Below are 14,738 nucleotides of genomic sequence, written 5' to 3' on the forward strand. Positions count from 1 at the left end.
GGTCCAGGGCGCGCCCATGGGCGTGGTGATCGGCAGCGACGGCGCGCTGCGCGCGGCCAGCCCGCCGCCGCCCGCCGGCAAGCCGGCGGCCTGGCTGCTGGATCTGAGCCAGCTGCGCGCGGCGGCCAGCGCGGTGGTGATCGGCTTGCCCGAAGGCGACTTCCAGGGCGGCGTGCAAGTGACCACGAGCGACGACTTGCAGCAATGGCAGGGCGCGGGCACGGCGCAACTGCTGCGCCTGACGCGCGACGGCAGCACGCTCACACAGGACCGCGTGACGCTTGCGCGCGTGCGCGCGCGTTACCTGCGGCTGCAGTGGCTGGGCACGCMGCCGGTCCCGCTGCGCGTACAGGTCGAAACCGTGGCGGCAAGCGCGCCGCCGCCGCTGTCGCTGCAATGGCGCGACGGTATCGTCGCCACACAGGCGGGAACCGGCGACGAGTACCTGTTCGACAGCGGCGGCCGCTTTCCCGCCGAGCGCGTGCGCATCCGCCTGCCGCAGGCCAATACCGTGGCGCAGGCCACGCTGTGGTCGCGCCCCGATGCGCAATCGGCCTGGCGCCTGGCCAGCAGCATGCAACTCTTTCGCCTGGCGGGCGCCGGCGGTACCGAGCAGGAAAATGCGCCGCTGGCGATCAGCCGCAATGCCGACCGTTTCTGGCGCCTGAGCGTAGCGGGGCGCAGTGGCGGCCTGGGCAGCGGCATGCCGGAGCTGGCGCTGGGCTGGCGGCCAGCCGTGCTGACCTTTGTTGCGCGCGGCGCGGCGCCGTTTTCGCTGGCGGTGGGCGAGGCGCAGGGGACGGCGCCGGAGCCCGGGCGCGTTGCGCGCGACGAACTGCTCGCCGGTCCCGCGCCGGTAATCGGCAACGCGCATATCGCGGGCATGACGGCCTCGCCGCAGTCCGCGGCGGTGTCCGCCKATACGCGGCGCCTGGTGTTGTGGGGCGCCTTGCTGGTGGCGGTGGGCGTGCTCGGCTTCATGGCCTGGCGGTTGCTGCGCTCGCTCGGGGCGGCGCCGCCCGCCCGCGATCCGCCGCCCTGAAAAAAAAGCCAACCTCGCGGTTGGCTTCTTTTTATCCGTTCATGGCTCGCCGGCGCAATCCGGCGCCGGCGCGGCCGTCATTGCAGCGGCTTGCCGGTGCGGTCGTGCATGAACAGCAGCGCGATGAAGCTCACCACGGCGGCGGCGATCACGTAGTAGGCGGGTGCCAGCTTGCTGCCGCTCGAGGTGATCAGCCAGGTCACGATCAGCGGGGCGAAGCCGCCGAAGATGGTCACCGCGAAGTTATAGGCGAGCGACAGGCCGGTGGAGCGCACTTCGGTCGGGAACTGCTCGGCCAGGACCGCCGGCGCGGGGCCGGTGAAGGCAGCCAGCAGGATGCCCAGGATGACCTGCACCATCAGCAGCGTCTGCGTGGTCGGCGAGACGTTGAGCCAGTGGAACAGCGGGTAGGCCAGCACGCCGATGATGAGCGCCACGGTGCCCAGCATGCGCTTGCGGCCCACGCGGTCGGACAGCATGCCCATCAGCGGGCACAGCACCAGGATGATGGCGCCGCAGATGGCCGTGGACTGGAACGTGGCGCCCAGCGGCAGGCCGAGCTGCTGCTTGGCGTAGGACGGCATGTAGAACACCAGCACATAGGTGCAGACCGTCCACAGGATGGTCACGCCGAGGCCTGCCAGCACTTCGCGCGGGTGGTCGCGCAGCACCTGCGTCAGCGGCGAGAACTTGACCTTGCTGGCCTTGCGCTCGGCGCGGCGCACCTCGAAGGCGGGCGGCTCCTCCAGGTGGGAGCGGATGTACATGCCGACCGGGCCGATCAGCAGGCCGAACAGGAACGGGATGCGCCAGCCCCAGGCGTCGATCTGCTCCGGCTCCAGGCCGTTGATCACCAGTGCGCCCATGGCCGCGCCCAGCATGAAGGAGATGCCCTGGCTGGCCTGCTGCCAGCTGGCGTAGGCGCCGCGCTCTTCGTCGGGCGCGTGCTCGATCAGGAAGGCGGTGGCGCCGCCGACCTCGCCGCCGGCCGAGAACCCCTGGATCAGGCGGGCCAGCACGATCAGCGCCGGKGCCCASAGGCCGATCGACGAATAGGTGGGCGCCAGGCCGATGATGGCGGTGCCGAGCGCCATCATCAGGATGGTCAGCGTCAGCGCCGCCTTGCGGCCAACGCGGTCGGCGTAGACGCCGAGCACGATGGCGCCGACCGGGCGCATGAAGAAGCCCACGCCGAAGGTGGCGACGGTCAGCAGGAAGGAGGTGAGGTCATTGCCGGTGGGGAAGAACAGCTTGGCGATGATGAGCGCGAAGAAGCTGTAGACCGTGAAGTCGAACCATTCGAGGCCGTTGCCGATGGTGGCGGCCAGGATGGCTTTTCGTCGCTGGGCTTTGGAGATATCCGGGATCGGGGATGTTGCTGTGTTGGCTTGCATGATGCGTCTGATGCTTCTGGTGCGATAAGGAACAGGCTTGCGGTCCGCGTGCGCGCAACAGCATGCGGCGGGGACTGAAAGGCAACATGTTAAGGGATCGGGCGGCCGGCCAGGAAAAACGGGCCGGCGCGCGACCGGCCCTTGCGTGTGGCCCCAAGGTTACACCCGTACGGCGCGTGGCGTTCCCGGCGGGCGCGGCAAGGACGGATCGGCGCTGCCCGCCGCGGCGTCAGCCGGCGCGGTGCGGCCTGTGATCGCCGGGCTTGGTGGCATTGTCCTGCGCGACGTGGCGCGGCGCGCTCTCGGCGGGATCGCGCTTGCGCGTCAGCCACAGCCACAGCGMACTGGCCAGCCAGCCGGTCACGAAGAGGGTATCGCCGCAGTGATTGAGCAGCGCGGTGGCAGCGGGGAAGTTGAGGAAGCCGGCCAGCCAGGGAGCCGGGATGCGGGCTGCGATCCACAGGAGCACGGCCGGTCCGCTTGCATACACACCCGGTTGCCACCAGTTCGCATGGGGCAGTCTCGGGCTGCGGGCGKGGCGCTTGACCACGATGTTCTCCAACCGGACGCGCCGGGGCGCGCGTCGTCACCATAGGTTGCGGGTTGCGGGGCTTGCCGGAGCCGTGCCGGACCCCACGCTTGCCATCATAAGCCGATTGCCGGGGAAGTGCCGGGATCTTTAAAGCGTTGTGTGGGGCACCCAACGTTAGCCGGCGCGGTCCATGCACGCTGGCTTCAAGTTTTTTGATGGAGGAGTCCGCAAATGGCCGCTGCCAGCGCCGCCGCGTTTTGTCACACTCGGATGTATCAATGGATCAGAAGGCAGACATCATGCTTCCCGCCATCTACGTTTCCCACGGCTCTCCCATGCTCGCGCTCGAGCCGGGCCCCAGCGGCGCCGCGCTCGACGCGCTCGGCGAGCAGTTGCGCGCGCGCCAGCCGCGCGCGGTGCTGGTGATCTCGGCGCACTGGATCTACAGCACGCTGGTGGTCGGCACGCGCGAGCGGCAGGAGGCCTGGCACGACTTCGGCGGATTCCCGCGCGCGCTCTACGAACTGCGCTACAACGCGCCCGGCTCGCCGGCGCTGGCCGGCCGCGTCAAGGCCCTGGTCGAGGCGGCGCACGTGCCTGGCGCCGCGGTGGTGCTGCAGGACGAGGATCGCCCGCTGGACCACGGCGCATGGATGCCGCTGCGGCATTTCTTCCCCGCGGCCGACGTACCGGTGGTGCAACTGGCGCTCAACCCCTACCTGCCGCCCGCGGCCCAGATCGAGATTGGCCGCGCGCTCGCGCCGTTGCGCGACGAGGGTGTGCTGGTGATGGCCTCGGGCAGCTTTACCCACAACCTGCAGGAAGTGTTCGGCCCCGGCGGGCGGCGCGAGCAGCACGGCGAGGTGGCCGAGTCATATGTGGAGGCGTTCCGCGACTGGATGGGCGAGGCGCTTGCCGAGGCGCTCGCCAGCGGCGACACCACCCGCATTGCCGACTACCGCGCGCAGGCGCCATATGCCCGCCGTGCCCACCCGACCGACGAACACCTGCTGCCGTTCTTCGTGGCGCTGGGCGCGGCGCTGGGGCCGCGTGACGGCGCGCGGCCCGGGCAGCCCGCCGCGGGGGTGGCGCGCGTGGCCGACGATGTCACCTACGGCGTGCTGGCGATGGACACCTTCGTGTTCGAGGGGCAGGGCGCATCCGCCCCGGCCGCGCTCGGGGCGGCGGCCTGACGGGCGGCCGGCTACCTGGCCGGCTGCTTCCTTGCGCCCAGGTAGGGCCGCGCCAGCCGCGCGCCCACCAGCGCGATCCAGCCCATGGTGATGGCGACCACGCCCAGCCCGTAGCGAAGGCTGCTGACGTGGGCCACGCCACCGATGATGACCGGCCCCAGCAACAGGCCCACGTAGGCGAAGCGCGCGACCCGCGCGATCGCCTCGGCCGGTGCCACGCCCGGCAGGCGCGAGGCCGCCACGAAGAACACCGGCACCATGTTCGCCGCCMCCAGCCCCATCAGCGCAAAGCCGGCCAGCGCCGCCCGCGGCGACGGCCACAGCAGCGCCAGCGCGATCCCGGCGAAGGCGACCCAGGCACTGATCTTCAGCGTGCGCGCGTCCGACCAGCGCGCGCGCAGGCGGTCGCCGCCGAAGCGGCCGCACGCCATGCCGCCCGAGAAGGCGGCGTAGCCGGCGCTGATCCATGCTTGCGGTGCCTGCGCCACTTCGCGCATATAGACGCTGGTCCAGTCGTACATCGCACCTTCGCCAACCAGCCCGAGGAAGGCCATCAGGCCCAGCAGCCAGAGCGCGCGCACCGCATGGTCGCGGTGGTGGGCGGACGGCGGCGGCATCGGGTGATCMTCCAGCAACCGGGGCGCCACGCCGGCCGTGACCGCTGCCGTCAGCAGCGCCATGCCGGCGGCATGCGCCAGCGGCGGCACGCCCAGGCCCATCAGCAGGCCGCCGGCCGCGGCGCCGGCCATGCCCCCCAGGCTGAACATGCCGTGCAGTGCCGACATGATGGGCCGCGCGCGGCTGTTCTCCACCGTGGCGGCCTGCGCGTTCATGCCGACATCGAAGGCCGCGTTGGCCATGCCGAAGGCGATCAGCGCGGGGATCAGCAGGGCGAATGCCGGCATGGCCAGGATGGCCACCGTGGCCGCCGCGTAGACCAGCCCGCTCGCGCGGCTGGCGCGGGCGCTGCCGGCGCRCGCTACCCAGCGGCCCACCGGGCCCATCGCCGCGATGGCGCCGCCGGCTACCGCCAGCATGGCCAGCGAKAGCACCGCGTCGGACAGGCCGAAGCGGGCCTTGATGGTCGGGATATGCACGCCCCAGGTGGCGAAGGTGGCGCCGTTGACGAAGAACAGCGCCATGGTGGCGCGCGCGGCGTGCTCCACGCGGCGCGCGCCGGGCACGGCAGGAGACGGGTCGGGAGCGGACGGCCGGGTCAGTTCGGCAGGGGAGGAATCGGGCATATTGGCGAAGGGCACGCACCGCCGCGCCGGCATGGCGCGCCGTGCCCCGGCGGGCGCAGCGAAGTGTTCGAGCCCCGCATCGTCGCACATCGGTGCGTCGGCCGCATGACGTGCGCGCCATGCGGCGCTCGCCGGCGCTATGCCAGCGCGGTCGTGGCCKGGCGCAGCAGGCCGCGCTGGTGCAGCGCGAAGGCGAAGGCCCCCAGCGCCGACAGCGCCAGCGCCACCATCACCCACAGCATCAGCCAGTAGCCGCCGGCCGCGCGCCACAGCAGCGCGCCCAGCCAGGGCGCGGCGGCCTGCATCAGCAGCACCGGCGTCATCATCAGGCCGTTGAGCGTGGCGTAGTGATGGCGCGAGATCAGCTCCGGCATGGCCATGGCGCGCAGCATGGTGTTGATGCCGTTGGCGCAGCCGTAGAGCACGGCCGCCGCCATCAGCCACTTGCCGTAGCCGAGCGCGAAGCACACCAGGCCCACGCTCATCACCGCGTAGACCGGCAGCGACAGGCGCAGCGGATGGCGCGCCGGGAAGCGCATCATGACCAGCCGGCCCACCACCTGGGCCGGGCCGATCAGCGCCGCCACGATCAACTGCTCGCCCAGCGGCAGTCCCTTCTCGGTCAGCATCGGGATCAGGTGGRCGCCCAGCAGCGAGGCAATCACCGCCAGCGCMGTGAAGGCCAGCACCACCGCCCAGAACACCGGCTGGCGCAGCGCGAGGCGCGCGATGCCGGGCTGTGCCGGGTCGGCCAGCGGCATGGCCGGTGCCGGGGCGGCGGCGTAGCTGGCGTGCGCCAGGTAGCGCAGGCGCGCGTGCAGCGGCGCGCAGACCAGCAGGTTGAGCGCGGCGAAGCACAGCAGCGTCTCGCGCCAGCCCAGATGCAGCACCAGCCATTGCGCCAGCGGCACGAAGATCGTGCTGGCGAAGCCGGCCATCAGCGTCACCGTCATGATGGACTTCTGGTAGCCGTCGCCGAAGGCCTGGCGCAGCACCACGAAGGCCGGCTCGTACAGCGTGGTGGACATGGCCAGGCCCAGCGGTATCCACATCAGCAGGAAAGCCGCCTGGCTCGGACTCCAGGCCCATAGCATTAGCCCGCAGCCGGCCAGCGCGGAGCCGGTGGTCATGACGATGCGCGCCGGCACGCGGTCCAGCAGCCGGCCCACGGCGAACGAGCACATTGCCCACACCAGCAGGCCCAGCGAATAGCCGCCGGCGAGGAAGGGCTTGGAATAGCCCAGCGCGGCGCTCATCGGCCCGATAAAGACGGTGAAAGCGAAATAGAGGGTGCCCCAGGAAATGGTCTCGGTGATGCCGAGGGTCCAGACCAGCTGGCGCGGGGAAATGGGAGGCCGGCCGGCAGGTGGTGCGGAAGCAGCGTCTTGTGCGGTCATGGCGCGCCCGGAGCGGCGGCGGAGKGAAGCGGGAATTGTAGGGCTATCCGGCCCGCATGCCTAGTTCGCCGCACAGGCTACGCAACCGTATCCGTTGGCGGCCCCTTCAGCTCGACGACATTGCCATCGGGATCGCGCACGTAGATCGACGGCCCCTTGCCCTCGGCGCCGAAGCGCATCTCCACCGGACCCGGCTCCACCCCATGCGCGCGCAGGTGGGTGCCCAGGGCATCGGCGTCGAAGGGATCGACGCGCAGGCAGAAATGGTCCAGGTTGTGCCCCTGCGCACCGGGCCCGGCGCCACCCGCGCGGCCGAGCGGGCCGTCCAGCGTGACCAGGTCGATCAGGCCGCTGCCGGCGCGCAGCTGGGTCAGGCCGAAGGCCGGCTGCTCGCGCTCCACGCTGCAGCCCAGCACCTCCACGTAGAAACGCAGCAGCGCGGGCACATCGGCGCTGCGCAGGACCAGGTGATCGATGGCGAGGATGCGGAACATGGCTGCCTGCCGGTGGCGTGGTGTGGCTACAGGTCCGGGATCAGCCGCTTGCCCAGGCTGAMCGCCTCGTCMTGGGCGTACCCGAGGCTGCGGTAGAAATCGATCACCTRGTGGTTGCCGGTGCGCACCAGCAGGTTGATCTTGGGGCAGCCGCGCTCGATCAGCAGCTGCTCGGCGTGCGCCATCAGGCGGCGGCCGTGGTCGCGGCGCCGGTGGTCCKGATGCACGGCCAGGTAGTACACCCAGCCGCGGTGGCCGTCGAAGCCGACCATGGCGGAGGCCACGGCGCGGCCATCCACTTCCCCGACCAGGAACAGCTCGGGCTGCTCGGTGAGCTTGCGGGCGATGTCCTTCTTCGGGTCGTTCCAGGGCCGGGTCAGGCCGCAGGCCTGCCACAGGGCGATGATGTCGTGCTCGTCGGAGGCCAGGTAAGGGCGGATCTGCATGCTGGGTCGAGGCGCCGCGCGGCGGCGGTAATGTCGAGTCCTTGACAGTGTAGCCGCGAAAGCTGTGCCAGAATCGGCTTCGCCAATATCAAGACAAGCGGGGACAACCCGCCACAGGAGACCACCCCCATGAGCGAAACCACAAAGCACGCCCGCGCCACCTTCAGCCATATGGAAAACGGCACACGCGAGGACTGGGCCGCCATTTCCGCCGAGTTCATGCCCTTCGCGCAAAACCTGGCCGACCGCGTGCTGGCCCACCTCAAGCTGCTCGACGGCGACTGCGGCGGCTTTCCCATCGACCGCCTGGCCCACAGCCTGCAGACCGCCACGCTGGCGCACCGTKACGGCCGCGACGAGGAATACGTGGTGTGCGCGCTGTTGCACGACATCGGCGACACGCTCGGCAGCTTCAACCATCCCGACATCGCCGCGGCCATCCTCAAGCCCTTCGTCAGCCCCGAGAACCTGTGGATGGTGGAGAAGCACGGCGTGTTCCAGGGCTACTACTTCTTTCACCACCTGGGCCTTGACCGCAACCTGCGCGAGCAATTCCGCGGCCAGCCCGAGCTGTTCGCGCGCACCGCCGAGTTCTGCGCCAAGTACGACGGCGCCGCCTTCATGCAGGACTACGACAACCTGCCGCTGTCGTTCTTCGAACCGATGGTGCGGCGCGTGTTCGCGCGGCCGCGCAACTCGATGTACGTGAAGGAAAACGAGACGACGCTGGCGCAGCCGGCGTGAGKGCGTGCGCGCTGGCGGGCGGGCCGACCGGAACGGATCGGAACATGGCGCCGCCAAAAAAAACCCCGCGCTACGAATAACGCGGGGTTTGACGACAACCGGGGCGCCGCCGCAAGGCTGCGMCCGAGCTTCACCTCATGCCACCTGCTGCGCCGTCTCCGGATGGCGGAACTGTTCCAGCAGCGCCGACCAGCGCGAGCGCACCTTGACCAGGTTGTCATCCTTGATGTGGCCGAAGCCGCGGATGTCGTCGGGCAGGTTTGCCAGCGCGACAGCGGTCGCGTGGTTGGCCGGGCTCAGGTCCCGTGTCAGCTCGTCGAGCAGCGCGCGGTACTCGCCGATCAGCGCGCGTTCGGTGCGGCGCTCGGCGGTCCTGCCGAACACGTCGAGCGGGCCGCCGCGCAGGCCCTTGAGTTTCGCCAGCAGGCGGAACAGGGTCATGGTGGACGGGCCGAAAGCGCGCTTGACCAGGTGGCCCTTTTCGTCGCGCTTGGCMAGCAGCGGCGGTGCCAGCCAGAACTTCAGCTGGTAGTCGCGCCCGGGCTCGCCCTCGAACTGGCTGCGCAGCTTGTCGAGGAAGACCGGATCGGTGTAGAGGCGGGCGACCTCGTACTCGTCCTTGTAGGCCATCAGCTTGGACAGGTTGCGTGCCACTGCCTCGGTCAGCGGCAGCGGCTTGGCGCTGCCGACCAGTTCGATTTCCTTCGCGMGCACGTTGTTCACGGCAGCGCGGAAGGTCTGCGCGTAGGCGGCGTCCTGGTAGGCGGCGAGATGCTCGGCGCGGCGCGTGATGAGCTTCTCCAGCAGCGCACCGGAGGAGGTGGGCAGCTTGACCACGTCGGCGCCCTCGGCGGTGCTCTTGAGCTTGCCGGTGAGCGACAGCACGTGTTCCGGGTCGTGCGCCATGTGGCGGCCCCAGTCGAAGGCGGCCTTGTTCTTCTCCACCGCGACGCCGTTGAGTTCGATCGCGCGCACCATGGCGTCGAGCGACAGCGGCAGCCAGCCTTTTTGCCAGGCATAGCCCAGCACCAGCGGGTTGGTGTAGATGGTGTCGCCCAGCAGTGCCACGGCCAGGGCGCCGGCATTGATGAAGTCGCAGGACTCGCCGACCGCGTTGCGCACATCCTGCTCGGCCGACACGCCGGGGAACTGCCACTTCGGGTTCTTGATGAACTCGGCCGTGGGTGTCTGCGCGGTGTTGATGATGGCGCGCGTGCGGCCGACCTGGGTCTTGGAGATGACATCGTCGGTGGCGCTGACGATGGCGTCGCAGCCGATCACCAGGTCCGCCTCGCCCATGGCGATGCGGGTGGCGTGCAGTTGCTCGGGCCGCGCGGCGATCTGCACGTGCGAGAGCACGGCGCCGCCTTTCTGCGCGAGGCCCGCCATATCGAGCACGGTGACGCCCTTGTCCTCCAGGTGCGCAGCCATGCCGAGCAGGCCGCCGATGGTGACCACGCCGGTGCCGCCGACACCGGTGACCAGCACGCCGTACGGATGATCGAGGCCGGGTAGTTCAGGCAACGGCAGCGCAGGCAGGCTCTCCATCGATATGCCGTGGCGCTCGGGTTTCTTCACCTGCGCGCCTTCGGCCGTGACGAAGCTCGGGCAGAAGCCGTTGACGCAGGAGAAGTCCTTGTTGCACGACGACTGGTTGATCTGCCGCTTGGTGCCGAACTCGGTCTCCAGCGGTTCCACCGACAGGCAGTTGGACTTGACCGAGCAGTCGCCGCAGCCTTCGCAGACCGCATCGTTGATGAAGGCGCGCCTGGCCGGGTCCGGATAGGTGCCGCGCTTGCGGCGGCGGCGCTTCTCGGTGGCGCAGGTCTGGTCGTAGATCAGGATCGTGCAGCCCGGCACTTCGCGCAGCTCGCGCTGGATCTTGTCCAGCTMGTCGCGGTGATGCACTTCCACGCCTTGCGGCAGCTTGATGGCGGCGCTGTACTTGTCCGGCTCGTCGGTGACGATGACGATCTGCTTCGCGCCTTCGGCCGCGACCTGGTTGGCCACGTCCTGCACCGACAGCTTGCCGTCGATGGGCTGGCCGCCGGTCATGGCGACCGCGTCGTTGTAGAGGATCTTGTAGGTGATGTTGACGTTGGCCGCGATCGAGGCGCGGATCGCCAGCAGGCCGGAGTGGAAGTAGGTGCCGTCGCCCAGGTTGGCGAACACGTGCTTGGCGCCGGCGAACGGCATCTGCCCGATCCACGCCACGCCTTCGCCGCCCATCTGGCTGAAGGTGCTGGTGTTGCGGTCCATCCACACCGTCATGTAGTGGCAGCCGATGCCGGCCATCGCGCGCGAGCCMTCGGGCACGTTGGTCGACGTGTTGTGCGGGCAGCCCGAGCAGAACCAGGGCTTGCGCTCGGCCGTCACGCGCGGCACCGCCAGGCTCTTCTCCTTGGCGTCGATCACCGCGATGCGCGCGGCGATGCGTGCGCGCACGTCGGACGGCAGTTCKAACTTCTCCAGGCGCGTGGCGATGGCGCGCGCGATGATGGCCGGCGACAGCTCATAGTGCGCCGGCAGCAGCCAGTTGCTTTGCGGKATCGACCACTCGCCGCCGGCGTTGTCMTTCTCGTCGAACTTGCCGTAGACCTTGGGGCGCACGTCGTCGCGCCAGTTGTACAGCTCTTCCTTGAGCGCGTACTCCATGATCTGGCGCTTTTCCTCGACCACCAGGATTTCCTGCAGGCCTTCGGCGAACGCGCGCGCGCCGTGCGCCTCCAGCGGCCACACGCAGCCCACCTTGTACAGGCGGATGCCGATGCGCGCGCAGGTCTCTTCGTCCAGGCCCAGGTCGCACAGGGCCTGGCGGGTGTCGAGATACGCCTTGCCGGCGGTCATGATGCCGAAGCGCGCCTGTGGCGAATCGATCTCGATGCGGTCGATCTTGTTGGCGCGCACATAGGCCAGGCCGGCGTACCACTTGAAGTCCAGCAGGCGGGCTTCCTGTTCGAGCGGCGGGTCCGGCCAGCGGATATTGAGGCCACCCGGCGGCACCGCGAAATCCTCGGGTAGCACGATCTCCACGCGATGCGGATCGAGTTCGACCGAGGCCGACGATTCCACCACGTCGGTTACGCACTTCATCGCCGCCCACAGTCCGGAATAGCGGCTCATGGCCCAGCCGTGCAGGCCGAAGTCGAGGTACTCCTGCACATTGGACGGAAACAGTACCGGCAGCCCGCAGGCCTTGAAGATGTGCTCGGACTGGTGCGCCAGCGTGGAGGACTTGGCGGCGTGATCGTCGCCCGCCAGCACCAGCACGCCGCCATGCTTCGAGGAGCCGGACGAATTGGCGTGCTTGAAGACATCGGCGGTGCGGTCCACGCCGGGGCCCTTGCCGTACCACATGCCGAACACGCCGTCGAACTTCGCGTCCGGGTACATATTGACCTGCTGCGATCCCCATACCGACGTGGCGGCGAGGTCTTCGTTCAGGCCCGGCTGGAACACGATGTCGTGGGCGGCYAGGTGCTTCTTGGCCTTCCACAGCGACTGGTCCAGCCCGCCCAGCGGCGAGCCGCGGTAGCCGGAAATGAAGCCCGCGGTGTTGAGCCCGGCGGCGCGGTCGCGTTCGCGCTGGAGCATCGGCAGGCGCACCAGGGCCTGCATGCCGCTGATATAGATGCGGCCGCGTTCGAKCGTGTATTTGTCGTCCAGGGAAACGTTTTCGAGCGCGCGGCGGATGGCGTCGCTGACCGGCGGAGTCAAGGGGGCATTCATAGGTGCTCCTCTATGGGGAATGCAGTCGGGATCGCCGACTCACTTCAGTTGTGGGCGGCCGTGCGCAGCCTCTCGTGAAGGCATAGGACGACCGTGTCTCTTTGCAGCATGGTAGCACCGGCCCCGGAGAGGCGGCACCTTGCGATGCAGCAATAAATGCGCCAGCCGCGGGCGCGCTTTCCCATGTTGTCACGGCTTCGCGTGTACACTGCGCTGCAAACAGTTTGCACAACGAACGGGCAGATGCGGACCGTGCGCCATATCCCGAGGGAGCGCGCCACGGTGCAACCCGCCCTACCCGAGGCCGACCGGCCTCCAGGATCCTAAATGACCATTTCCTCCCGCCAGGGCACCGCCACCCTGGCCGTGCTGATCGACGCCGACAATGCGGCGCCCGCCATCGTCGAAGGCTTGCTGGCCGAAGTCGCCAAGTACGGCGTGGCCGCCGTCAAGCGCATCTACGGCGACTGGACCAAGCCCAATCTCGCCAGCTGGAAGGAGCGCCTGCTCTCGCACTCGATCCAGCCGATCCAGCAGTTCCGCTACACGGTGGGCAAGAACGCCACCGACAGCGCGATGATCATCGACGCGATGGACCTGCTGTACACGGGCCGCTTCGACGGCTTCTGCATCGTCTCCAGCGACAGCGATTTCACGCGCCTGGCCTCGCGCATCCGCGAGCAGGGCCTGACCGTGTATGGCTTCGGCGAGCGCAAGACGCCCAAGCCGTTCGTCACCGCCTGCGACAAATTCATCTACGCCGACGTGCTGCGCGCCGCCGACAGCGATGCCGATACCGACACGGAGGCGGATGGCACCGCCGCGCCCGCGCGCAAGCGCAACAGCGGCGAGCTGCGCCAGGATTCGCGCCTGGTGCGCTTGCTGCAGAACGCTTCGCAGGCCGTGTCCGACGAAGAGGGCTGGTCCACGCTGGGCGGCATGGGTACCCATATCGCCAAGCAGGCGCCGGAATTCGACTCGCGCAACTACGGTTACGGCAAGCTCTCCGAGCTGGTGGCCGCCACTGGCCTGTTCGAAGTCGAGACGCGTAACGGCGGCAACAACAAGACGCTGTGGGTGCGCCTCAAGCGCCGTTCGAAGCAAGGCGAAGGCGAGAGCCGCCCGGCCGAAGGCCGCCAGGGCGACAGCCGCGACAATCGCCCGGCCGAGAGCCGCCCGGCAGAAAGCCGGCCGACCGAAAGCCGCCAGGTGGAGAGCCGCGACAATCGTGACGCCCGCCAGGGCGAGAACCGCGACAACCGCGACAACCGCGACAACCGCCAAGGCGAAGGCCGTCAGCCCGACAATCGCCAGACCGACAACCGCGAAGGCCGTCAGCCCGACAATCGCCAGACCGACAACCGCGAAGGCCGTCAGCCGGACAATCGCCAGGCCGACACCCGCGAAGGCCGTCAGCCCGACAATCGCCAGGCCGACACCCGCGAAGGCCGTCAGCCCGACAATCGCCAGACCGACAACCGCGAAGGCCGCCAGCCGGACAATCGCCAGGGCGACAACCGCGAAAGCCGCCAGCCCGACAACCGCGAAAACCGCGACAACCGTGAAAACCGCGACAGCCGTCGCGGCGACAACCGCCGCGGCGACGGCCGCCAGGGCGGCGATCGCCATGCTTCCCAGCAGGCGCACGGTGCGCGTCCCGCGCCGGCGCAGCAGCCTGCGCTGCCGATCCAGCCCGCGCCGCTGCCCGAGCACGCTGCGCAGGCGGACGAGAGCGATGACGTGCCTTCGTTCGTGGTCGATCCGCTGGACGCCCTCGCGCTGGCGCAGGACGGCTTCGATGATGCCGAGTCGATGGAAGGCGAACTGACGGAAGGCGATGCCGGTGCGACGAACGCCGCGCGCCGCCGCAAGCCGCCCAAGCCCGAAGTCACGCTGAGCGAGACCCCGTGGCCGATGGACCGGTCGCTCTTCGTAGCGCCTTCCGCGACCGTGATCGCGCCGGTGGTAGAGCGGGTCGAGGTGACCAGGCCGGTCAAGCCGGCCAGGCCGGTCGAAGCGGTCGAGCCGGCCGAAGCGCGCAAGGCGGACGAAGTGGTCGAGACGGTCGAGACGGTCGAGACGGTTGAGGCGACCCCGGTGGCCGAAGCTGCTGAAGTAGCCGAAGCCGCCGAAGCCGCCGAAGCCGCGCAAGGCGCCRAGCCCCTGGTCGAGGCAAAACCGAAGGCCAAGGCGAAAGCCAAGCCGAAGGCTCCGGCCAAGAAGGCCGCGGCACCTGCCAAGAAGGCCGCGGCGGTGAAAAAGGCCGCGCCCGCCAAAAAGGCCGCACCCGCCAAAAAGGCTGCGCCCGCGAAGAAGGCTGCCGAGCCGGCCGCCAAGAAGGCACCGGCCAAGCGCGCCCCGAAGAAGACGGCCAAGGCTGCCGAATAGGCCAGGGACCGCGGGTAACAGGCGTGCCATGTGTGGCGCGCCGCGGCCCGCACGCCGTCAAGGGCAGAAGAGAAGCAAGGAGAAACGGCGCCKGTCATTCCGGCGCCGTTTTCATTTCTGCCTGCCTCAGCCGGC

Annotated in this window: 11 protein-coding genes; 4 read left to right on the forward strand and 7 right to left on the reverse strand. The window is 69.5% G+C overall.

Translation table 11 applies throughout. The annotated features are described in order from the left end of the window. The coding region (locus AC1DKV_RS28865; protein WP_477138559.1) for a DUF3999 domain-containing protein at positions 1–1,042 on the forward strand (1,042 nt) is incomplete at its 5' end. A gap of 77 nt (positions 1,043–1,119) precedes the next feature. Here the strand turns inward: AC1DKV_RS28865 and AC1DKV_RS28870 are convergent. Continuing rightward, positions 1,120–2,436: an MFS transporter gene (locus tag AC1DKV_RS28870; protein ID WP_441613006.1), complete on the reverse strand. Its 1,317-nt coding sequence runs from the start codon at positions 2,434–2,436 to the stop codon at positions 1,120–1,122. Positions 2,437–2,665: 229 nt separating this feature from the next. Further along, positions 2,666–2,905 (reverse strand): hypothetical protein, encoded by a 240-nt coding sequence (locus AC1DKV_RS28875; RefSeq protein ID WP_477138560.1) that lies wholly within the window; start codon positions 2,903–2,905, stop codon positions 2,666–2,668. 362 nt (positions 2,906–3,267) lie between these two features. Here AC1DKV_RS28875 and AC1DKV_RS28880 point away from each other — a divergent pair, with 362 nt between their 5' ends. Beyond that, positions 3,268–4,161, forward strand: a complete 894-nt coding sequence (locus AC1DKV_RS28880) for a dioxygenase family protein (RefSeq protein ID WP_441613056.1) — start codon at positions 3,268–3,270, stop codon at positions 4,159–4,161. A gap of 11 nt (positions 4,162–4,172) precedes the next feature. Here AC1DKV_RS28880 and AC1DKV_RS28885 read toward each other — a convergent pair whose 3' ends face one another. The 4 genes from AC1DKV_RS28885 to AC1DKV_RS28900 form a co-directional block, all read right to left on the reverse strand. Then, positions 4,173–5,303: an MFS transporter gene (locus AC1DKV_RS28885; RefSeq protein ID WP_477138586.1), complete on the reverse strand. Its 1,131-nt coding sequence runs from the start codon at positions 5,301–5,303 to the stop codon at positions 4,173–4,175. A 239-nt stretch (positions 5,304–5,542) separates the two neighbouring features. Further along, the gene (locus tag AC1DKV_RS28890; RefSeq protein WP_477138561.1) at positions 5,543–6,802 is read right to left on the reverse strand and encodes an MFS transporter; all 1,260 of its coding nucleotides are present in this window, start codon (positions 6,800–6,802) and stop codon (positions 5,543–5,545) included. A gap of 77 nt (positions 6,803–6,879) precedes the next feature. Beyond that, complete coding sequence (locus tag AC1DKV_RS28895; protein ID WP_441613009.1) at positions 6,880–7,296, reverse strand: VOC family protein; 417 nt, start codon at positions 7,294–7,296, stop codon at positions 6,880–6,882. A 26-nt stretch (positions 7,297–7,322) separates the two neighbouring features. Beyond that, on the reverse strand, positions 7,323–7,742 hold the full coding sequence (locus AC1DKV_RS28900; RefSeq protein WP_477138562.1) for a GNAT family acetyltransferase: 420 nt from the start codon (positions 7,740–7,742) through the stop codon (positions 7,323–7,325). 129 nt (positions 7,743–7,871) lie between these two features. On the opposite strand from AC1DKV_RS28900, the gene AC1DKV_RS28905 reads away from it, so the two are divergent. After that, positions 7,872–8,486, forward strand: a complete 615-nt coding sequence (locus AC1DKV_RS28905) for an HD domain-containing protein (RefSeq protein ID WP_477138563.1) — start codon at positions 7,872–7,874, stop codon at positions 8,484–8,486. Positions 8,487–8,621: 135 nt separating this feature from the next. Here the strand turns inward: AC1DKV_RS28905 and AC1DKV_RS28910 are convergent, their stop codons facing one another. Continuing rightward, positions 8,622–12,215: an indolepyruvate ferredoxin oxidoreductase family protein gene (locus AC1DKV_RS28910; protein ID WP_477138564.1), complete on the reverse strand. Its 3,594-nt coding sequence runs from the start codon at positions 12,213–12,215 to the stop codon at positions 8,622–8,624. Between the two features lie 327 nt (positions 12,216–12,542). Between AC1DKV_RS28910 and AC1DKV_RS28915 the strand changes: the two genes are divergently transcribed. Continuing rightward, on the forward strand, positions 12,543–14,603 hold the full coding sequence (locus tag AC1DKV_RS28915; protein ID WP_477138565.1) for an NYN domain-containing protein: 2,061 nt from the start codon (positions 12,543–12,545) through the stop codon (positions 14,601–14,603). Positions 14,604–14,738 lie beyond the last annotated feature (135 nt).

The sequence above is a fragment of the Cupriavidus sp. 05T41 genome, from assembly GCF_056396525.1.

Coding starts and splice junctions, on each gene's coding strand:
- AC1DKV_RS28895 (WP_441613009.1), bottom strand. CDS start 7,296: ATGTTCCGCATCCTCGCCATCGATCACCTGGTCCTGCGCAGCGCCGAT.
- AC1DKV_RS28880 (WP_441613056.1), top strand. CDS start 3,268: ATGCTTCCCGCCATCTACGTTTCCCACGGCTCTCCCATGCTCGCGCTC.